The 20,772-nt window shown below is 50.6% G+C and carries 15 protein-coding genes; 3 read left to right on the forward strand and 12 right to left on the reverse strand.

Features of this window, described 5'->3' with window-relative positions; genetic code table 11:
- From FPE01S_RS00005 to glsA, 5 genes are all read right to left on the reverse strand, one after another.
- On the reverse strand, positions 1 to 884 hold an 884-nt coding region (locus FPE01S_RS00005), incomplete at its 3' end, for a PAS domain-containing protein (protein WP_217998155.1).
- A 235-nt stretch (positions 885 to 1,119) separates the two neighbouring features.
- Positions 1,120 to 1,386, reverse strand: a complete 267-nt coding sequence (locus tag FPE01S_RS00010) for a hypothetical protein (protein ID WP_046366936.1) — start codon at positions 1,384 to 1,386, stop codon at positions 1,120 to 1,122.
- Positions 1,386 to 2,477 carry an amidohydrolase family protein gene (locus FPE01S_RS00015; protein ID WP_046366937.1) on the reverse strand — a complete coding sequence of 364 codons (1,092 nt, stop codon included), beginning with the start codon at positions 2,475 to 2,477 and terminating at the stop codon, positions 1,386 to 1,388. Before FPE01S_RS00015 ends, FPE01S_RS00010 begins: the two co-directional genes overlap by 1 nt.
- Position 2,478: 1 nt before the next feature.
- Positions 2,479 to 3,816, reverse strand: coding sequence for a hypothetical protein (locus FPE01S_RS00020; RefSeq protein WP_052955386.1), 1,338 nt, complete (start codon positions 3,814 to 3,816; stop codon positions 2,479 to 2,481).
- A 33-nt stretch (positions 3,817 to 3,849) separates the two neighbouring features.
- Positions 3,850 to 4,923, reverse strand: a complete 1,074-nt coding sequence (glsA, locus tag FPE01S_RS00025; RefSeq protein ID WP_245623914.1) for a glutaminase A — start codon at positions 4,921 to 4,923, stop codon at positions 3,850 to 3,852.
- A gap of 133 nt (positions 4,924 to 5,056) precedes the next feature.
- On the opposite strand from glsA, the gene FPE01S_RS00030 reads away from it, so the two are divergent.
- Together FPE01S_RS00030 and FPE01S_RS00035 are read left to right on the forward strand one after the other, a co-directional pair.
- Positions 5,057 to 6,091: a DUF481 domain-containing protein gene (locus FPE01S_RS00030; protein ID WP_046366938.1), complete on the forward strand. Its 1,035-nt coding sequence runs from the start codon at positions 5,057 to 5,059 to the stop codon at positions 6,089 to 6,091.
- A 97-nt stretch (positions 6,092 to 6,188) separates the two neighbouring features.
- Positions 6,189 to 7,310 carry a hypothetical protein gene (locus FPE01S_RS00035; RefSeq protein ID WP_046366939.1) on the forward strand — a complete coding sequence of 374 codons (1,122 nt, stop codon included), beginning with the start codon at positions 6,189 to 6,191 and terminating at the stop codon, positions 7,308 to 7,310.
- A gap of 4 nt (positions 7,311 to 7,314) precedes the next feature.
- Here FPE01S_RS00035 and FPE01S_RS00040 read toward each other — a convergent pair whose 3' ends face one another.
- A complete protein-coding gene (locus FPE01S_RS00040) occupies positions 7,315 to 7,980 on the reverse strand; it encodes an outer membrane beta-barrel protein (RefSeq protein WP_046366940.1) in 666 nt (221 codons plus the stop codon).
- 238 nt (positions 7,981 to 8,218) lie between these two features.
- Here FPE01S_RS00040 and FPE01S_RS00045 point away from each other — a divergent pair, with 238 nt between their 5' ends.
- The gene (locus tag FPE01S_RS00045; RefSeq protein WP_046366941.1) at positions 8,219 to 8,692 is read left to right on the forward strand and encodes a pyridoxamine 5'-phosphate oxidase family protein; all 474 of its coding nucleotides are present in this window, start codon (positions 8,219 to 8,221) and stop codon (positions 8,690 to 8,692) included.
- A 518-nt stretch (positions 8,693 to 9,210) separates the two neighbouring features.
- Here the strand turns inward: FPE01S_RS00045 and galA are convergent.
- Genes galA through FPE01S_RS00075 form a run of 6 tightly spaced genes read right to left on the reverse strand, consistent with a single transcriptional unit; the run spans position 9,211 to position 20,669 of the window.
- Positions 9,211 to 11,616, reverse strand: coding sequence for a beta-galactosidase GalA (gene galA, locus FPE01S_RS00050; protein ID WP_046366942.1), 2,406 nt, complete (start codon positions 11,614 to 11,616; stop codon positions 9,211 to 9,213).
- Between the two features lies 1 nt (position 11,617).
- The gene (locus tag FPE01S_RS00055) at positions 11,618 to 13,900 is read right to left on the reverse strand and encodes a membrane or secreted protein (protein ID WP_174446972.1); all 2,283 of its coding nucleotides are present in this window, start codon (positions 13,898 to 13,900) and stop codon (positions 11,618 to 11,620) included.
- 4 nt (positions 13,901 to 13,904) lie between these two features.
- Positions 13,905 to 14,960: a glycoside hydrolase family 53 protein gene (locus tag FPE01S_RS00060; RefSeq protein WP_046366943.1), complete on the reverse strand. Its 1,056-nt coding sequence runs from the start codon at positions 14,958 to 14,960 to the stop codon at positions 13,905 to 13,907.
- Positions 14,960 to 16,024, reverse strand: a complete 1,065-nt coding sequence (locus FPE01S_RS00065) for a SusE domain-containing protein (protein ID WP_046366944.1) — start codon at positions 16,022 to 16,024, stop codon at positions 14,960 to 14,962. Before FPE01S_RS00065 ends, FPE01S_RS00060 begins: the two co-directional genes overlap by 1 nt.
- Before the next feature lie 26 nt (positions 16,025 to 16,050).
- Positions 16,051 to 17,658 (reverse strand): RagB/SusD family nutrient uptake outer membrane protein, encoded by a 1,608-nt coding sequence (locus FPE01S_RS00070; protein WP_046368487.1) that lies wholly within the window; start codon positions 17,656 to 17,658, stop codon positions 16,051 to 16,053.
- Positions 17,659 to 17,678: 20 nt separating this feature from the next.
- Positions 17,679 to 20,669, reverse strand: coding sequence for a SusC/RagA family TonB-linked outer membrane protein (locus FPE01S_RS00075; RefSeq protein WP_046366945.1), 2,991 nt, complete (start codon positions 20,667 to 20,669; stop codon positions 17,679 to 17,681).
- Positions 20,670 to 20,772: the final 103 nt, after the last annotated feature.

The following is a 20,772-nucleotide window of genomic DNA, read 5'->3' on the forward strand; positions in this document are numbered from 1 at the left end:
AAAGGCCCGGCTTCACCCGGCATGGCAAAAGTTTCAAACCAGGGTTTGCCCAATAATTGTTTTTCGTATTGACCACCCAGTTTTTTCGCTGCGTAAGGATTCAGATAGCTGATATTACCGTTCCTGTCCAGCTCAATGATCAGCAGGTGCATATTCTGCACGAGCATATTCCACCGCATGTCTCTCCAGCGTAAACTCTTTTCCAGGTGATATTTTTCCTGGGTATTGACGCGCAGCCGGATGCCAATGATCACAATGAAGGCGACCAGGTTCAGGTGCAGGGGGAAGAATACATTGACGCCAAGCCGGCTGGTCAGGGTATATCGGGAACCCTCATTCACCACGGAGAGGCCGAGGAGGATCCCATAGATGAGCAAGGCCGCAAGCAACCATTTGGCCTCCTTTCTTTGTGCCCGCCGGAACTGATCCCTGACGGCTATCAATCCGTATAGCAATACAGTTATCAATGCGATCCGCGACAGCCAGTACCAGTCCGTCCGGTCACCGTGTGTAGTGGCCATCACATAATAACTCCAGAGCAGAAAAAATTGGGTGAGATACGTAAACACCCTTTTCTTATAGCCCGTGTAATATTCAATGAAGACGGGAAGCAATGCGTAATACAACCAGATAAAGATGCGCTTTACCTGCAGTTCTACAGGATAGGGTGCCTTATCGGTCATCACAAATCCACCGGGGGGCAATACCAGGAAGAAAAATCCGCAGAGGCACATAATGCCGAATACAAGATCTGTCCTTTCCCCATGGGAATAGAGCCCGGCCAGAACGTTGATGATTCCTGATAACAAGGCTATGCCGGCAGTTATGTACGCGATTGACAGGTATAAGGTATCCATTAGCTCCGTTTCGGTTAATGTTTGCATAGCGTACGGTTACGGGTGCATTTGCCCAACCCATCCAAAACATCACATTTCGGTTGGGCGTTGCGGTTCAACGCTATCGTGCGGGGGAAAGGAATGCAGCCGGTACGGTTGGGAACGGGAGCTAGAATCAGGCTTACAGGTAATAAGGTACCTATTAATTTTCGTATCCGCAAGCACTTCGGCTGGATTTCATGACAAGTTGATAAAAATCAGCTTGTTATTTCAGGTGTTAAGATTACCTGTTTTGCGCAGGGCGAGATGGTCCAATATTGAATCTTTTGAATTCTTTTTCCAGTTCCCTGATCAGTTCCCTGTATTCTTCCATGGTTCTGTGTTGTTCCTGTGAAATTTCCTGGGTTGCCCGAAGGGCTTCAAGGCAGGTGATATAATCAATACACAGGTGCTGGAAACCTTCATCCACTGCATACAGCTTTTCTATCTGCTCCCGCTGCTGCGGAAAGCGGTCGCCGATTTCAGATAATATCTGATGCAGCGCTTTCATTATTTTCCATCTGATGCGTGTTCACTTTCCCATTTGCGTACCCTCACCCTGGCGGCATCGTACAGCCGGGCGTAGTTGCCTTTAAGCAGTTTGAATTTTGCGTCGGGGGTCAGCAGTTTGAACAGGGGTGCATACATGGTATACACCTTGAGGTATTTTTCCGGCGTCGCCGGTGCCACCTCATCGGTTCCAAACAGGAAACGGTCGGGATATTTATTGATCACATCAGCCATTAACCGCAGCGACTGCTGGGTTGCTACAATATATTTGGCCACTTCATCCCAGGAGATGTCAATATTGACGTGTTTCAAAGATGGATCATCCAGTGCTTTTTGCAGCATGCGCAACTGGTCATCGATCGGTTGAACTACCCTTCCCAGTCCGCAATGCGCCCAGATGATGGATGTCTGCGGATGCCGGCGGAAAAGATCGCCCAGCTGTTTCACCAGGTAAGGCTCCTGACCATCTTTGGGAAAGGGCATATCAATGTCGTTGTGCAGCAGCACCACCAGGCCGGATTCTGCACAAAAATCCAGGATCCTGTCCAGCGCCGGGTTGGTCAGGGAAGCCACTTCCCCGGCTACTTTGGAAGACACAAATTCCTTGTGAATAGTGAACTCGCCGATGCCACTGAATACACCCGGGAAAATCTTCAGCACTCTTTTGATATGGTCCGCTGCATACATATCGGCCGGGTTAAACCCGGTGATCATCGGATCAAAACGCTGCTGTTCGGCTTTAGACAAATTCCGGTAAGCCATTGCAATCATGGCATCGGTAAAGGAGTAATAATACAGGGGCGCATCTGAAGCCAGGTAGTAGTTGGGTGCAAAATCGCCGGTGTTGCCGTGCGACCAGGTCTGCTGCAGGGGAATGCCGAAGAGTGTTGACCTGCCCGTCCGGCCGCCCATAATGGTTAAAAACTCGCGTACCGTTATGCCTTCCTGGATATAATTGGTCAGATGGAAATGCGTATCATAAAACCAGGAAGTGTCTGATTTGGCAGGTGCCTGTGCAGAAGCCAGTGAAGGCAGCAGCAGCAATGCCAGCAGCGGCCGGAAGAGGGCCGTAAGCTTTGTTTTTGTACACATGTCAGAGTAGTATGTCGGTTCCGATCGTAACCGTGGTTCCTGTTTGGCCGGCGGTGTACAAACCAAAAGTTCCTCCCGCCGAACTTTTATATACATGGTGTAATTGTCCGTTCAGGCGCCAGCTCCTGCTTTTGAAGGGGTAAACATTCACGCCACCACCGAGTTCCCAGGGATGCCGCTTGAACTCGTCAAAGAAATAGGAATGGATGACATACACGTTCAGGATCTTTGGCACCACCATATGTGATAGCTGCAGGCTGTAGCCGACATCCTGGATCCTGTTGATCGGAACAGGACCGTCAGTGTCGAATTTTGACAGTACGCGGTTGTAGATCTCAGCCTGCGCATTGAAGCCTTTGTATTTTACGCCCAGGTCGAAGGCAATCATATCATAGTTTGCCTCCTGTACGGTAACACCATCAGCCAGCGCACCCGTCTCAAAAAACAGTACGCCATCTGTCATGCGCACCTGGGTATTGTCCGGTGATGGCTGTCCCGTATTGTTGAAACGATTGTCCCTGTCGTGCGTATAGCTCATACCAAATCTTGTAGAGACCTCTTTGTGATTTTCGAAATCGATCAGTCCGCCTCTCGGACCATATTCACCGGTTGTCGGCATCCATGTCAGCCCCACACCTTTCGACAGCGTTCGCGTCAGTTTGGCTGCCTGTACACCCAGTGTACTGAGATTATTGCCCAGGAACAGGGCGTAGTTTAACCGCGGTACAATCTCACCTTTCAGTGTGATGCCATTGGTGAACCCTGCCCGCAGGCTTTCCTCTCCCATGGTCCGGTCGGTTGAGAGATAAAACGGGAACGGCCCCTGCATCGACCGGACAGAAATGTTCGGCATAATACCCGCAGCCAGTGTGAAATTCTTATTGAAGCGATACTGGATATTACCATAAACCAGCGTCTGCTGGGTGGTCATTACAGACCACACCGTGGCGACATAGGTCAGCTTTGGCGTAAACAGTTGCCCCGAGAACCACAACATCGCACGATGCCAGTGAAAATCATTCCTCCCGGTGAATTCCCTGTCCCTTCCCAGGTGATCCTGCCAGGTCTGTTTGCCCGGCATCTGGTTGAGGTAACGGACCATGGCATAAATGCTCAGGTTCAGGGTGGCAATTTTTGTCTTGACAAGACTGAACCCCTTGCCCGGTGTAAACTCACCGGAAGTGGTATTCGGATAGGTGGGGAAAATTGAATCTCCCCTTACTGTCGTGTCCCGGAACAGCGTCGACTGCTCTAGCTGGGCGGAAGCACCGTTCCCTAAAAAACACAGGATCACCACGGGCAATAGCGCCCTTACAACCACTTTCACAGGCAGCATCATAAAGTATTTATTTGAGAACAACGTACCGTCCGCCTATTTCGGCTGGACCAGATATGGGTTTACATTGAGCTTCTTAACGATATCGTAGATGGTCTTCTGGGCTTTGACACTGTTGCCGGCTGCATTGAGCGGCGGAGAGATCACGGCGATGCCGAACTTACCGGGACATACCGCGATAATACCACCGCCAACACCACTTTTGGCAGGCAGGCCGACAGCATACAGCCACTGGCCGGAATCATCATACAGACCGGCAGTCGCCATTACAGACAGCGTGAATGCGGTCGTTTCCGGTGATACCACTTTCTTTTTGGTTATCGGGTTTACACCACCGTTGGCAAGTGTTGCGGCCATGATGCCAAGGTCACGGGCATTTACATTGATGGCGCATTGTTTTGTGTATACGTCGGTACTCTGTACCGGGTCAAAATACATCCGGCCATATGCCAGCAACAGGTGGGCGATCGCCTGGTTGCGCAGGTTGTCACCGGCCTCACTGATGTATACCGGTCCATTCAACTGAAGATCGGCACCTGCAAATTCATCGTGCGTCTGCAGGATGTTCTTCCATTTCGCTGCAGAGTCTGCTCCGTTAACCAGGCTCACTGCTGCGATCGCTCCGGGGTTCACCAGCGGGTTGATCTCCTTTCCTTTCTGCAGTTCGATGGCCACTATGGAATTAAACCGCAAACCCGTCGCATCCACACCGATCTTGTCCATCACGTACTTCGCACCATGTTCCTCTATAACCCTTGCCAGTGTAAATACTTTTGAAATAGATTGAATAGACACTCTTGAGTCCAGGTCGCCTTTTGTGTACACTGTTCCATCAGCTGTGACCAGCGCAATACCGTAAATATTCGGATCTACGTTGGCGAGTTCCTTGATGTAATCTGCATTCTTTCCTTCCTTGCTGTCTTTATTGGCATTGTAGGCATCATTGATTGCTGCCTCAATGTTTTCCTTTGACAATCCGGTAGTGGCTGCAGCTGAAGGCGTTGTGCCCTTCTTTTTTTTCTGGGCACCAGCAGTCATGGTAATGGAAACTGCTGCCAGCACCAACACAGCAGTGGCGCAATATTTCCCGAAAAAGAGTGCGCGTTTCATAATATAATTTTTTGTTGGTAGAGTAAGGTGAACAAGTCCGCTAAAGGTAGCGGGTTTGCAAGGCGAACGCATGGTTTGCCGGCGTTTAACGGTTAAACGATTTGCCGCTATCCGTTTGTTTTAAATTGATCTGATGAAAGGCGTTTTGCTGTGTGTTTGCCTGCTGCTGGGTGCATTCCTGCTTTCTGCACAGAAAGTCAGGACCAAAGACACTGTCTACTTTACGAATGGCACCAAAATCATTGGCGAAGTGAAAGGGATCAAGGTCGGGGTATTGACTTTTGACCCTGATGATGCCAACGATATTACCGTGCAACTGCGTGTGATCAAAACACTCGCAGCCATTTCAAAAGTATTCCGGGTGGAAACCATCGACCATCGTGTATTCTTCGGCAAAATGCTCCCCATGGAAGGCAACAAGGAGGCGCTGATGGCCACTGATGTTGACTCCACAGCAATCAGGATGGAAGACATTTCTGTGATGTACCCTTTCCGGAACTCCTTTAAACAAAGATTCACCGGAAGCGTACAACTCGGATTTGACTTCACGCGATCCAGCGAACTGGGCCGTCTCAATTATGACGGCAAGTTGAATTACAAGGCCCGTAAGGAAGAGATCACCTTTGGCATCTCCGGCATCTATACGTTGACAGACAGTACCCTGAGCCGTGATCGTGAGGATATGAGCATCAAATACAACTATTATTTCGGCACCACCTGGTTTGGAACGCTGCTCCTGAAATACCAGCGCAACCTTGAACTTGGCCTCCAGCGCCGTTACCAGGAAGGTATTGGTGCGGGCAATAAATTCATCACCAGCAAACACGTTTATGCATGGACCCGCGGGGGCTTCGTATTCAACCAGGAAACGAGCACCGAAAATGTAAAGTCCGGAACACTTCCCGAAGGATTCCTGCAGCTGGAATTCAATTTCTTCCGGTTCACGAAACCCAAGATCAGTGTCGTTCTGGCACAGGCCGGTTATTATAGCCTGTCTTCCAGCGGCCGTTTCCGTAACGATGGACAACTTGACACCAGCTGGGAGATCATCAAGGACCTCAACCTTACCCTCACCTTCTACAACAACTTCGACAGTCAGCCGCCCACTGCGGAAAGCAGAAAATTCGACTTCGGAACTATCTTTGGCGTTAGTCTCGTAATCAGGTAAATTCGTTTTACGGTGAAACGAGGCACATACTCAAGGGTTTCGGGTTAGCGGCAGAGGTAAATTAGTAGCGCATTCCATCCAGATCAAATTACCATTTATGCAAAAAATCAGCACCCTCTTCGTTGCCCTGATCCTTATCCTGGGAAAATTATCCGCCCAGTATTCCGCCGACATGGTAGTGGGCAAAAAGAATCTCGACACGCGCGACAGCATGAAGACTGCCTCCTATCCCTATATATTGCCGATATGGGGACAAAAAGCGACCAACAAGGGATTCAATCTCCCCTACTCTGCCGGGCTCAGCATGCAGTACATTTATCAGCAATCTGACATTATTATCAACAACCTCCAGGTTGGGTTCAATAACGGTCCGATGCACAATATGGATCAGATAGTCCGGTTCGATAATTCAGTAGCTACTTCCAATGGTCTCAATATTCGTCCCGACTTCTGGATCCTGCCCTTTCTGAATGTCTATGCGATTTTTGCGAAGTCGAAAACATCCACAGCCATCAATGCAGGCGTTTATCTGCCAGACAGCAGCGACACCTGGCACAGGATAACAGATATCAATACCAAGGCTGAGTTTGATGCAACGACGTTCGGGTTTGGGTTGACACCGACCATTGGTATCGGGGGTGCTTTCCTGGCATTGGACATGAACTTTTCGTGGACGGATATCGATGAGCTGGATAAACCTGCGTACGTATTCATTTTTGGTCCAAGGCTGGGAAAAAACTTTAAACTCAAAAAGAAGGATCAGAACGTTGCCGTTTGGGTCGGCGGCTTCCGGGTGAAGATGAACAGTGGTACCAACGGGAACATTTCCGCATCAGAACTTTTCCCGACAGATCAGTGGGGAGAGAAAGTAAATACCGGACTTGAAAAAGTGGCAGACGGTCAGCAAAAAGTAGATGCCTGGTGGGAAGACCTTACCCCGCAGGAACAAAAAAACCCAGTGAATATTGCCAAATACAACACTGCCAACAACGTACTTTCCAGGGCTGGTAATTTCTTCAATGCTGCGTCAGAAATTGTCAGCAATGCGGGCAATGGTTCGATTCAATATTCACTGGACAAAAAGCCGAAAGACAAATGGAACTTTATTGTGGGTTCACAATTCCAGCTTAATAAAAGCTGGATGCTGCGGGTCGAATATGGTTTTCTCAGTTCAAGGCAGCAGTTTATCGGGGGATTGCAATACCGGTTCGGGTTGTGAGGGCTTATTTCTTAGCACCCTGCAGCCGGAAGGTAAGTCCGCCGCCGAGGCCAAACTGCAACATGGAGGAGTAAGTAGATACACCTGTTCCCACACCACCTGTTCCAAAATAAATACCGCCGCCGGCAGCCTGGGTACAGGAAAGCAATTGCGCCTGCAGCTTAAGGCCAATTGCGCCGGAGGTCCAGATATTGGTTCCCAGTCTCAGGCCCCAGGCAAATTTGGTGGCACTTCCCTTGAAATCGGTATCGGGGTTTTCGGCATCAATAATACCCACGCCCAGCATAAAACCGCCATAGGGTTCAAAACGCTCACTACGGGCAAAATTGCGGGCGCCGCCGATCAGGATGTAGTTGACGGCAACATCAACATTGGAATATTTTTCCCGCAGCGAATTGTAGTCATAATAGGTAATTGGCGCTTTGGTATCCTGCCTGTAGTACAGCAGTTCAATGCCGTAGGCGTCATGCAGCCTGTATTCAATACCGGCGCCCCACTGGAAGCTTCCCTGGATGGTTCCGTTGAAATAGCTGGTATTGCTGTAATAGGAATCTACATTATCGTCAAAAACATAGCCGGCATAAGCATTGAGGCGTATTTTCTGTGCCTGGGCGGATTGCAGCAACGCGGCGAGGCAGAAGAGGCAGGTAAATCCAAGGAGCTTTTTCATATACGATGGTTATGGTTATCAAATGTAGCCGATAAGCCAGCCGGCGGCAGGAATCCGCAGCGTTTAACGGTTAAGTCAAGACAGGCCTCCCTTTATGGTTTCGCCATTTCCCGGAAAAAAATATGAGTGCCGGTAGGTCAGCCTGCAGCGTGCTTACGATCACGATCAGTTGACGGGCTGATGCCAGTCATTCAGTGCGACCGCAAAACGGCGTTCCTTCGTTAACAAATTGAAGGCTATGATCGGAAAACTCACCAGCGCCGAAATTGAGCAGGTGCTGTCGCAGCAGGTGATCGGCAGGATCGGTTGCCATGCAAAAGGAAAAACTTACGTGGTGCCCATCAGCTATGCCTATGACGGAGATTTCATTTACGGGCATACCCAGGAAGGTCTTAAAATTGACATGATGCGGGATAATCCATCGGTATGTTTCGAAACGGATTGTTTCGATGATATGGCCAACTGGAAATCCGTCATTGCCTGGGGATTGTTTGAGGAGATCCGGGATGCCGGTGACCGGGAACACGCCCTGAATCAGCTGCTGCAGCGAAACCTTCCGATGATCAGCAGTGAGACCACCCATATCACCCCGAACTGGCCGTTTGTGCCGGAAAACCGCAATGAGATCGGCGGTATTGTATACCGGATCTGGCTGCGGGAAAAGACCGGCCGCTACGAGAAAACTGCGGTTTTCCATGAGGCTGCATGGTGATGGCCCCGACCGCATTGGCGTAAAAAATACGAGGTCCAACAGACTTGGAACATATTCACCAGGGAGGTTGAACTGACCCGTAAATGAGGCTAAAAATAGCCTTATCCTTGTGTCAAAGTAGTCTCTTCCCTGGGTAAAGCCCCCCCTTTATACGGGGATGACACAAGGATAAGGCCATTTTTAGACCACTTTTAAGCATAGTCCTTTGGCCTCTTTGCTACCTCTGTTCAACCTCTGTAGGACCTCAATTTCTATACGCCGGGTACTCGGGTTTGCCTCGAAAACAGAGGAGAACACCTCGGATTCCGAGGCGAACCAGTGGTCCCACATAGGGAACAAAGGCCGGGAACAGAGGCGAAATCAAGGGTTTTGTGATCTCATCCCTGAAAAAGTGCAACCTCGTCCCGCCAAAAGTGCAACCTCGTCCCAGGAAAAGTGCAGCCTCGTCCCAAATCACATTCCCCGTTGAAAAGCGTTGCTAATTTTGTATCCAGTTCTTTGAAAGGGAGGTCAGAAAATTAAAACTCCACCGACGCAGTGGTGAGTCCCGGCGAAATTGCGGTCAGTTTCACTTTACCGGTTGTTTTTCCTGCCTGCAAAATCACCTGGCATTTTCCGCTGAAGAGGGAACGCTGCCAGGCGCCCGGAACACAATGGTCGGGTTCGTGACTGCTTGGGTCACCATTCCCCACACCGATGATCTTTGCATCTCCTTCCAATGCAAAGCGGATCATGTTGCCGGCATCAGGCACTTCCCGTCCCTGGCTGTCCAACGCAATAACATTCACCACCACGGCATCTTTTCCGTCTGCTGTTAAGGTGGTTTTCGACGGTTTTAACAGGATTGCTGCTGCTGCACCGGTCGTTTCGACAACCGTCCTGATTTCCCGGCCATGCCTCACCGCAACAGCCTCCAGCTTGCCGGGTTCATATTGCACGGTCCACCGCAGGTGACTGTTTCGCGGCATGGCTTTGCTGCCAAGGTTTTTGCCATTGAGAAAAAGGGTCACAGTATCTGCATTGCTGTTCACCCAAACTTCGGTCTGCTCTCCTACAGGCACCGGTTCATTCCAATGCGGGGAAATATGCAGCACGTCTTTATTGCGCCACCAGGATTGATAGTAGTAGTAAATATTTTTAGGAAACCCACAGGCGTCCATCACCCCGAAATGGGAACTGATGTTCGGCCAGGAATAGGGCGTTGGCTCTCCCCGGTAGTCAAATCCCGTCCAGATAAAGCCACCGAGCCAGAAGTCAGCATTGGCAGCCAGCTGCCACCATTCTTCTGCACGGCTTGCCCACCATGGCGCAGTTATGTCCTGGTCAGGGAGGTATGCGCGGACAGTATCTTTTTTCCAGATGCCGCGTGTAGTTACCGTACTGCCCATTTCTGTTCCCAGCAAAGGCTGCTGCGGATGGTCACGATGATAATCGGCAACCGCAAACTGGCGGTAATTAAAACTCCTGATGGGGATCACTTCATTTACGCCGGGATAAACATTGGCCATATCTGCGGCATACGTTGAGGTGCGGGTAGGATCAAGCTGCTTTAATTTGCGCATCAATGTTCCGGCGATCAGCCTGCCGGTGGAATTGCCCTGGATAAAACCTTCCTCATTGCCGATACTCCAGAGAAAAACGCTGGTGCGGCTGCGGTCACGTTTTACCAATCGTTCAAATTGGCCCAGGTATTCCGGTCCGCTGTTCAGCAGGCGTTGCTCATCAAGCACCAGCATACCGAGACTGTCACAGGCATCCAGCAATTCAGGTGTGGGTGCATTGTGGCTTGTGCGAAAGGCATTGCTGCCCATCTCCTTCAGCAATTGAATCCGATAATATTGCAGGTAATCAGGAAGTGCGGCACCCAGGCCGGCATGATCCTGGTGATTGTTCGTTCCAAGGATTTTCAGATGCTTCCCATTTAGGTATACACCGTTTGTCCGGAGCTCGATACTCCGGAATCCGAAACGCAGTTGCTGGCGGTCAATCAGTTTCCCATTTTTCTTCAATTCCACCACCACCCGATGCAGGTAAGGGTCTTCCAGTGTCCAGATCCGGGGTTGCTTTACATTGATTTGCTGAATGAACGTGCGGCTATTGCCGGAGCGTAATGACGTCGTTACCGGTTTTCCAGTGGCCAGTTTTCGACCGTCCCTGTCCGTGAGGTAGGCAACCACTTCAACAGGGCTATCTCCTGCTGCCTGCACCCCTTCCGTTGCTATCGTTGTTTCAACGGTCAGTGCAGCCCGTTCTCCTGCAATTTCAGCATGTGCAAAAATGCCGTCAGTAGTAATATGCGCGTTGACAAAACTGTTCAGCCACACATGGCGGTAGATGCCCGCGCCTTCATAAAACCAACCTTCGTATTGGGAAGCGTCCACACGAACCGTGATGATGTTCTCCTTATGAAAAAATAAAAAGTCGGTTACATCATAGTTGACGCCCAGGTATCCGCTTTTGTTGTTGCCGAGGTAAAACCCATTGATCCAAACCTGTGCATCGCGGAAGATACCATCGAACTGTATTTCAAATCTTCGCCCCGAGTCTGCGGGCGATAAAACAAAGTGTTTACGGTACCAGCCGATACTGGTCGCCGGAAACAGGCCGCCCACCGCTTTGTAGCCATGACTTTCCACTTCTTTGCTGTCGACCTGCACAAAAGGAAGTTCCACTGCCCAGTCGTGCGGCAGATCCAGTTTCCTCCAGCTGCTGTCATTAAACGCAGGATCAATGGCGGTACCTGTTGCTCCTCCTGACTTGGAGTATACCGTCCTGAGGCTGTAGCTGAAATCTTTTTCCGGAAGCGCGGCATGTCCGAATGCGAAACGCCATCCCTCATCAAATAACTCATGGCTGCGTTGCGCGCTGGCCTGGATGGTCAACGCCGCAAAAAAAACGAATAGTATCAGTGAATAGAGACGCATGTTAATGGAGCGAAATTTGGTAAATGTCAAGGGTAGCATCTGTCAGCTTTACCGGCTGCCGATTGTTGTCCAGGCTCACCTGGAGCTTTTCAATGTTTCTTAATTGAAGTTTCGGTTGACTGATCGCAGGGGAAAACTGCAATGGCTGGAACCCGGGAAATGGTCGCGGCAGCAGCAGTGCTGGTCCTGGCAGCAAAGTGTTGACCGGAATAAAATAAGTTCTCCTGTCTTTTCCAATGGGAACCTCCGCTGCATATCCCTGGCCCTGGTTGTCCACCAGGGTCAGGCGCAGGAGCAGTTGATCCGCTCCTGTACCACTGGCCGTCACTGCCAGGGTATCGGGTTCATCACCCGTCGCCTTCCTGTCCACTACTAACAGAGACTGAATATTGTTGCCGATAAATTGCTGGAAACCCATTAGCTCGTCCCCTTCCATGTTTTTGATGGAAAGCCGGAATGCTTCTGCTGACGGTTCCCTGTCGAAGTGGGTGGTAGAAAATCCTTTACGATATTGCGGTGTTACTGTGATCATCCTGTCGGTGGCGGGATTAAACAATATTGCAGTGGCAGGTGTCACTATTTCGGTATGATCATCCGATAGCGATGATGAACCAGCGTTAGTCGAAATGGCTGCTGTTGCTTCCGGGGCGACAAACTCCTGAGATGGCTGAATTCCTGCGGGCGCACCTTTGCGGCGAATAACATATACCCCAGGCTGTATGCTTATGGTTCCTTTTACCGCATTTGCTGAATATTTATTTCCGGTATTGATGCCCTGAACCGAAAAATCAGTTCCCAGCCCGGGAAGGTTGACCGACATTGATTTTGACTGCCAGGATATTGCTGTTACCGGTTTACCTGTTTCCGGCCGGCCAAAGGGATCTCGAAGCCGGATCACATCCGGCATCACTTCCAGCCGCCATTCATCCGGCGCCATCCTGTCAAGGAAGTAGGCGCCAGTACCGGAGTACCGAACGAGCACCGAGTTCCCTGCCCCGGCGATATGCTGCAATGCCGCAGCATCAGCGGGTTTCAGACTGGTGTTGTTGCTGTAATAGAATTTATCCTGCGATGCCATTACACTCAACTCTTTTTCATAGTCCACATGAAAACCATCAAATGCAGTATCGGTAGGATAGACACCCCAGGATTTATTCCTCGGCAGGTGGCGGAAAGCTTCTGCAGCGATCATCAGCGCTATCGCTTTGTGAGGCGTATAGGCCAGGTTGAGATAATGTGTCTGGTATTCTGTGTTCACATCGGCGATGGCCATCGGGTCGTAGGCAAACTGCGTTGCCCATTGAAATCCTGCTTCCCGGAAGCTGCGGGCCATCGCAGGATACATGGATGGATTCATCACATCCGCCGCATCAAACTCATACACCATGAGTGCGCGGTTGGCAAACGCCGGTATGGTGTCCCGGAACGGAATGCGGTATTTGTCCACCGCCGGCAGCGAGTTGCCCGGCAGTATTCGGTTGCCCACAAGACCTGTGGGATACCATTGAAAACTGAACCCATCGATATTGGCAGCTGCCACTGCATCTGCATACCACGGCCCCTGGGCAATATTGTAAAATACCGGCTTGCTCCAGCCGGTTGACCGCACCGCCGCCGCGAGGCGGTTGATATAAGCCGTTACGCCGGCTTTCGGACCGCTGTGCGCCGGCTCATTGTTCAGTTCTACGGCAATGATATCCTTATCTGCCTCATAACTCAGTTTCGTATAAGGGTTGACGTGGGAAAAGAATTGCCGCAGGTAGTTCTCCTGTGCAGCGATCGCAGTGTCATTGGTGGTGAGTTTTCCCCTGCCGTAATAGCGCGAGAATCCGGGTGTTGGTTCATCTCTATCGGGGTAGCCATTGCCCCAGAAAGCGATTGGTGTTACAATGGTTTTAATGCTTCTCTTTTTCAGTTCCGCCAGCAAAAAATCAAACAGCCGCAGATGTTCATTCTGCAGGAGGTTTCCCGCCGTATCGCTGATCTCCGTATCCCAGACATGCACGCGAAAGGCATTCAGGCCAAGACGGGACAAATGATACACATCATTCCTGATCGCCTGTTCCAGGTTCACCCCTTTTGCTTTCTGTGCCCGATAGGCATGCGCAAACGGTGTCGTATAATTCACGCCAAAAAAACTGGCCTCGCTGTTGTCTGCAGTATAGCGCATGACGCCTTCTTTGTCCACATACACCAGGTTCGTTGAGGCTGGAGGCAGTGAGTTGATCTGTGCCATCAAATCGGCAGACAGCAGCGCGAGTATAGTCATCAACATCATTCGCATGTCGTCAGTTTTTAAAAGGATCCAGCGCAATCGTGGGTTTGCCGGTGTTATCAAATGCCCCTAATGTATATCCCTTCCATCCGCCATATGCTTCGGGCTCCCAATAAAAGACGCCCAGTCCCCTGTCATCCTTTACCGATGCCGTCTTTCTGATAAGGTCGTCGAGAAAAGCTTTTGATGTAGCTGCGTCATCCCAGGGCATGCCGGCTTCCACTACCATCACGCCTTTGTTGTACCGTGTTACAATATCATTCATAATGGCCAGGCAGGCAGTATTGGCAGCAGCCCATCCGGATGGTGCATAACCGGGATACATCGACAGTCCGACAATATCAAATTTCGCTCCGGCCGCTGCCAGTCCGCCGATGTTCCATCGGAACAGATCATTGTCCCAGCCATTCGATACATGCACGATCACTTTTGCTGACGGATAGACGCTTTTGGCCGCATCAAATGCTGCAGTGATCAAAGCGGCATAGTTGTCCATATGTTCAGAGGCTTTCCCGTCCGGCCACAACATGCCATCATTGGTCTCGTTACCGGCCTGCACCCATTGTACGGTCACACCTTCCGATTTCAATTGCTGCAATACCGATTGGGTATGTTGTGCCACTGCGGCTTTGAGTTCACCGAAGGTCAGTGTAGCCCAGGTTGCAGGCTTTTCCTGATGCCCCGGATCTGCCCAGGTATCGCTGTAGTGAAAATCGATCATCACCTGCAATCCCAGTGCTTGTGCCCTTTTTGCCTTGGCGACTACATCAGCAACGCTGTTGTAGTTGTCCGCCGGATTCACCCAAACCCGCAGGCGAATGGTATTAAAGCCGAGTGATTGCATCAGCGCGAAACATTCCTTCTCCTGACCACCTGCAGTATAAAATTTCTTACCGGCGGCTTCCATTTCGGTCACCCAGCTGATATCAGCACCTTTTATGGAAACAGTTACCGGGGGATCAGGCGGAACAGGGTCCGGATCAGGATCAGAAGACTTGCTGCAGGCGCTCATAACGATGCAAAGGGCAACTGCCGCCTTCCACAAAATACTACTCTGGATACGTATCATTATTCGAAAGAATAGGTATAGGAACCGTCTCCTGCACTGAGATCAAGAATTACGGTATAGGTTCCGGTACCCGGTGCCGGTATATTGTTGCCGGACCAGTTCGGGGGACCGGCATAGATCAGCTTGCCATCACCATTTACTTTATAACTCAGGTCATAGCCACCATTGGCTGTAAAAACAAATGCGTTACCGGCCGTAAAATTCACACCGGTGGCAATGAGACGATGCGTTACGGGATCATAGGTCATAGGCGTAGCTTCAGTATCCCAGCCATTATGGTCGCCCGTAACAGTGAAAGTAACCGGAACAAAATTCACCGTACCTGCCTTTGTATCGGCATTCACTTTCATGAAATTCGGTGCCGGCGTAAACCACAGGTTGCCCGAAGCCCCGGCAGTCATGGTGTTGGCGGTGCCTCCCCATCCATAGGTAACACCGCTGCTTTCCACCATGAGTTTCAGTGCATCGCCTCCCCAACCGTCGGCATTTGGCAAATTGATATAGCCTTCATATTTGTCGTCGTAATTGGGTGATGTCAATACAAATCCGTTGGTTCTGACAGCAGGCGTCTGCCAGGAATTTCCACCCAGTACCAGCAATGCCGGGAATGCAACCTGATAGGGTGTTACGGTCAGCTGGCTGACTTCGGAATAAATAAAAACAGAATCACTGAGCAGCGACTTTATGCGGATGTCCAGGTCACCGGTTTCCCCGGCAGCGATACCGAGTCCGATCGCCAGTTCATTCAGTACAGAACCCAGGTATTTCAGTTGCGGTACGGTACCGGTATTGACTGATTTGGGCGCAGCAAAGCCGCCACCGGCCAGGTCAATTTCAACGGTATAACTAACGGCAGCTGAATAACCGAAATCGGCACGGGTCCAGCTGATGGTCTCTACGGTGTCGGATGCCGTTGACTCACTGAGCTCCAGGGTCTGGGGCGACAGGGTCACATCCGGCGCGGTTCCATCTGTTTTAAAGGTCTGCGAAATATCCTTTTTACAGGAAAACATTCCTGCCAGCAGCAGTCCTGTTAATCCGAGTTGTATGATATAGCGTTTCATCGTTTCAAATTTTGTTGGCTGTTGGATCAATAGCCACTGTTTTGATGCAGGTTGGGATTGGAGGACAAATCGGTAGCCGGAAGCGGGAAAATATTGTATTTGGCATCAGCGCCTCTCCCCGCTTGTACACCTCCTTTCCAGGCCCACAGGTATGCTTCAGTAGTAAAGCGGTTATATCGGATCAGGTCAGTACGCCGGTGCGCTTCATAGTATAATTCGCGACCCCGCTCATCAAGAATAAAATCAAGGTTCAGCTCACCAGCCGTGATGTTGCCATCGGTTTCACCGTCATAAGCGCGGGTGCGTAATTCATTGATATAATCAAGCGCCTCGTCCTGGCTACCGCCGGAGCCCCCGCGCAAAACGGCTTCTGCAAAAATGAGATAGATCTCGCCCAGCCTGAATAAGGGAAAGTCGATGTCTGCCCAGTTGCCGTTGGGATCGGCATGCGGAGCCGGGTCACCACTCCGTGTTTTGTTGCGGTACTTGTTGGAGGAATAACCGTCAGTGCTCACATACAATTCGGTCATTTGTTTATTCTGTCCGGAGGTATAAAACTGTGCGCGTTTGTCTGTATTGCCGGAAGGATCTTCAAACAGGTCAGTAAACTGTTCGGGGTGACGGAGTCCTCCCCAGGTGCCACTGGTTCCTGAAATATCGCCGGGCACTGCTGCAGGACCATGCGCCAGGTAAGTGGTGCCACCCCAGTTTTGGGTGTACTGGGCATCATAGGCGATCATGAAAATATTCTCATCAGCGTTGAGATTGTTGTCTGCCAGCGTCAGCTCACGGTAGTCAGGATGCAGGGTATATCCGGCATCAATGATCCTTTTGCACCAGGTTATGGCTTCCGTGTTCTTATCCGTACCGGTATAGACTTTGGCGTTCAGGTAAAGCCTCGCAAGGAGCGCCCAGGCTGCAGCCTTGTCTGCCCGCCCATACTCATTCGTACGCGGTTCAGCCAGTTCGCCATCAATGGCAGTCAGTTCAGCTTCGATCCAGGCATAGAGATCGGCCCGGCTGATCTGTTTTGGCAATCCCGTAGCAATGGGAGAATTCTCGTCCACGAAAGGCGGATTAGCAAAGAGGTCCATCAGTACCCAGTACTGGTAGGCACGCAGGAATCTTGCTTCAGCTCGATATTTTTTAATTTCTTCTGCATCCGTGCCGGTAAACCCACGGGAAGCAATCTTGTCATCCGTAGACTGGCGGATAAAATCATTGCAGACAGTGATCTGGAAGAAGGCGCGATAATATACGCCATTCACGATCGGGTTATTCGCTGACCAGCTCATCTCTTTCAATCCCCTGATTCCGGCATCATTCTGCCAGCTCCAGGCGGCTTCATCGGTAGTAAGCTCCTGCAGGTTAAAATAGAGCCGGAGAAAATCAGAGTTGCCTTCATCATTGATGATCTGTGTGGAAATATCGGGCGACCCGGTGCCGCCGGTATTGCCGGTCAGCGCAAATGCGCCGTATGCCTTGGCCAGGGCCTGCTTGTAGCCCTGCGCGGTACTGTACACCGCATCTGCTGTTACATCATTAGTGGGAACAAGGTCCAGTTTTTTAGTACAGGCAACAAATCCCGCCGTCAGCAGCAACAGGACCAGGCCGATTTTATAGGAAGTTTTCATACCAGTCATTTTGTTGTTCATTAGAAATTGAGGTTTAAACCAACGGTGAATACGCGCGGACGCGGATACAGGTTATTGTCCACCCCATTGCTGATTTCGGGATCGAGTCCCTTGTATTTCGTGATCACAAATACATTTTGTGCACTCAGGTATAACCTTAGCGCAGCCTTGCTGTTGATCACTCTTCCCGCATCATACCCGACCAGGAAATTATCCATGCGCAGGAATGATCCGTTCTGGATATAATAGTCGCTCAGCAGGTTATTGCTGTTGCCATGGAATCTTGTTTCCAGGTAATTGGAGGATGCATTGTACAATACTGCACTGCCAAGGATCTGCAACAGGTTACCGATATTGCTGTATATATTGTTGTATACATAATTTCCGATGCTTGCCCGCAATACAAATCCAGCATTGAACCGCTTATAACTGACATTGGTACTGAAACCCATGAACACATCGGGAACCGCACTCTCTGTTTTGGTCAGGTCATCCTGGTTGATGATCCCATCACCGTTCACATCCACAAAAACATTCTCTACCGGCTTACCACTCTTATCGTATACCTGCTGGTAAAGGTTAAAAGTATTCCGGCTGTACCCTACCTGCTGAATTTGTGAAAAACCGCCGCCTACGCCACCGGAGATCGCACCATCCTGGATACCGCGATAAGTCGGATCATTCGGCACCACGGTGAGATTGGTGATCCGGTTCCGGTTATACGTCACATTGAACGCGGCATCCCAGGTCCAGTCATTATTCTTAACGGGTGTTGCATTGATGTTGAACTCAATTCCCTTGTTTTCCATACTGCCCACGTTGGCAATAAAGAAAGCGGAGAAATTGGATCCTGCTGGTTGCGGGATATTATTGAGGAGATCGTCCGTCTTTTTAATGTAAGCATCAATGCTACCGGTAATCCGGTTATCCAGGAATCCAAAGTCAAGCCCGATATTGCTGGTAGTGGTTTCCTCCCATTTGATGTTTGGGTTGTAAGCCCCGGGACGATACATCTGGTAGTAGTTGTTACCGAACTGGTAGGTGGCATTGGGTGAGCTGAGGGCATAAAACGAAAGGAAATCATAGTTGTTGATGCCATCCTGCTGCCCGGTAACGCCCCAGCCTAACCGAAGTTTCAGATCAGACAGGACTCTTGCGTCCTGCAGGAATTTTTCGTCTTTGATCCTCCAGGCGAATGCTACGGAAGGGAACATACCCCAACGGTTGGCTTCAGCGAAGCGGCTGGAACCGTCGCGCCGCAGGGTTGCCGTCAGCAGGTACCTGTCATGGAAGGTATAGTTCAACCGGCCGAAGAAGGAGACCAGGGTGTTTTCCGGTTCATTATAGGGAAACGCCGGATCGGAGTTCGGGTATTTGACGCCCTGTGCGTTAAAGCTGGCATAATTGTAAACCTTGGTCAGGAAGTTATTATAGGAATATCCTGCTGTAAGGTCCACCCGGCTGTTGAGGCCGCCGAACAATTTATTGTAATTGAGGTAAAAATCAAATATGGTATTCGTGCGGTCCTGCCGGTACTGGTTGTTTTGCCCGCCTGCTCCACCAGCTGCATAATCTGAAGCGGCACTGTCACTCACAAAAATGGTGCCTTTGCCTCTTGCCACATCATATCCCATATTGACGTTGGCCCGCAATTCTGGAAGAAAATGGAACTTGTAATCGAGTTGCAGGTTACCGATGCTGCGGATAGGCTCACTTTCGTCAAAACGTTGCTCGAGTAGTCCCACAGGGTTCCGGCCCACGAGGTTGACGAGTCCGGTCGGGCTGTTCGGATCGCGCCATTCCCAGTATCCGCCGAACCGGCCATCACCCTTATCATCATACACCGGGTGAGTCGGATCAAAGCTCAGGGCACTGCCGATCGCTGCACTGTTTCCGAAGCGGGTTTTCTGTACTGTTCCCTTGAAGTTCAGATCAACCTTCAAGTGATTGTCAAGGAAGGTAGGATTCAGCGCAAGGGATAGAGAACCCCGCTGCATCTTGTCAGTCAGCAGCACACCACTCTGATTGGTATATCCCAGTGAAAGGCGGTAAGGCAGTTTTTTGATACCACCGCTAACGGATATATTATTGTCGGTGGCGAAGGCAGTGCGGTAGATCTCGTCCTGCCAGTCGGTGTTGTGGCTGCCCATCATCGCTTTCTGCGCATCGGTACCATTCTGGTTGACGATTTCACGGAAAGTGTCTGCATCCAGCACGTCTACTTTGTTGGCTATGTTGGAAACAGAGAAATTGGTGGAAAAGTTAATCCGCAACTTTCCACCGGTACCTTTCCGGGTGGTGATCAGGATCACCCCGTTGGCCGCGCGGGTGCCGTAGATGGCAGCTGCCGAGGCGTCTTTCAGCACCGTAAAGGTCTCAATATCGTTCGGGTTGATAAAGCTGAGCGGATTTGAGGCGCCGGGAATCGTTCCCGATTCCATTGGTACGCCATCGATCACGATCAGCGGATCATTGCTGGCACGCAGGGACGAACCACCCCTGATCCTGATCGTACTACCCGAGCCTGGCTGTCCGCCATTGGATATGATGGATACACCCGGAAGTTTTCCTGCGATCATCTGTTCCGGTGTCGAGATCTGTCCCTTCTGAAAATCTTTTGCGGAAACGCTGGCGACTGAGCCGGTGAGATCAGTTTTCCGCGAGGTACCATAACCGATCACCACCACCTCGTTGAGGTTGCCGGCCAGCGGGGTCATCTGGATCGTCAGGGACTCGTCCGCCCCAACTGTCCGTTCCAGGGACGAGACGCCAATGGAAGTGAAGACCAGCACATCGCCAGGGTTGACATTCTGGAGGCGGAAGGTACCGTCCACCCCGGTCGCCCCGGCATTTTTTTTACCTTTTACAGAAACGGTTACCGCTGAAAGGGGCTTTCCGGCGGTGTCGGTCACAGTGCCGGTGATCGTGCGGCCCTGACCATACAATAAAGAGGAGCATAACATAAGCAGTACAGCAAAGCTGCCTGATCGCAATCGTTTAAGCGCATTCATCGCAATCGGTTTTGTTTGGCAATAGCAACATGGGTAAGAGTTTCAAATCTATTGAAAAGGCTGCGCGGTCATTTTCCCCAGCTATCCGAACTTTGTTTCAAAT

It is taken from the genome of Flavihumibacter petaseus NBRC 106054, assembly GCF_000974785.1.
Classification (GTDB): Bacteria; Bacteroidota; Bacteroidia; order Chitinophagales; family Chitinophagaceae; genus Flavihumibacter; species Flavihumibacter petaseus.

Excerpts from the sequence above, each read along its gene's own strand:
- FPE01S_RS00045 (WP_046366941.1), top strand. The coding sequence starts at position 8,219 with ATGATCGGAAAACTCACCAGCGCCGAAATTGAGCAGGTGCTGTCGCAG.
- FPE01S_RS00065 (WP_046366944.1), bottom strand. The coding sequence starts at position 16,024 with ATGAAACGCTATATCATACAACTCGGATTAACAGGACTGCTGCTGGCA.
- FPE01S_RS00040 (WP_046366940.1), bottom strand. The coding sequence starts at position 7,980 with ATGAAAAAGCTCCTTGGATTTACCTGCCTCTTCTGCCTCGCCGCGTTG.
- FPE01S_RS00070 (WP_046368487.1), bottom strand. The coding sequence starts at position 17,658 with ATGAAAACTTCCTATAAAATCGGCCTGGTCCTGTTGCTGCTGACGGCG.
- FPE01S_RS00055 (WP_174446972.1), bottom strand. The coding sequence starts at position 13,900 with ATGCGAATGATGTTGATGACTATACTCGCGCTGCTGTCTGCCGATTTG.
- FPE01S_RS00015 (WP_046366937.1), bottom strand. The coding sequence starts at position 2,477 with ATGTGTACAAAAACAAAGCTTACGGCCCTCTTCCGGCCGCTGCTGGCA.
- FPE01S_RS00060 (WP_046366943.1), bottom strand. The coding sequence starts at position 14,960 with ATGATACGTATCCAGAGTAGTATTTTGTGGAAGGCGGCAGTTGCCCTT.
- FPE01S_RS00030 (WP_046366938.1), top strand. The coding sequence starts at position 5,057 with ATGAAAGGCGTTTTGCTGTGTGTTTGCCTGCTGCTGGGTGCATTCCTG.
- glsA (WP_245623914.1), bottom strand. The coding sequence starts at position 4,923 with ATGAAACGCGCACTCTTTTTCGGGAAATATTGCGCCACTGCTGTGTTG.
- galA (WP_046366942.1), bottom strand. The coding sequence starts at position 11,616 with ATGCGTCTCTATTCACTGATACTATTCGTTTTTTTTGCGGCGTTGACC.
- FPE01S_RS00075 (WP_046366945.1), bottom strand. The coding sequence starts at position 20,669 with ATGAATGCGCTTAAACGATTGCGATCAGGCAGCTTTGCTGTACTGCTT.
- FPE01S_RS00010 (WP_046366936.1), bottom strand. The coding sequence starts at position 1,386 with ATGAAAGCGCTGCATCAGATATTATCTGAAATCGGCGACCGCTTTCCG.
- FPE01S_RS00020 (WP_052955386.1), bottom strand. The coding sequence starts at position 3,816 with ATGATGCTGCCTGTGAAAGTGGTTGTAAGGGCGCTATTGCCCGTGGTG.
- FPE01S_RS00035 (WP_046366939.1), top strand. The coding sequence starts at position 6,189 with ATGCAAAAAATCAGCACCCTCTTCGTTGCCCTGATCCTTATCCTGGGA.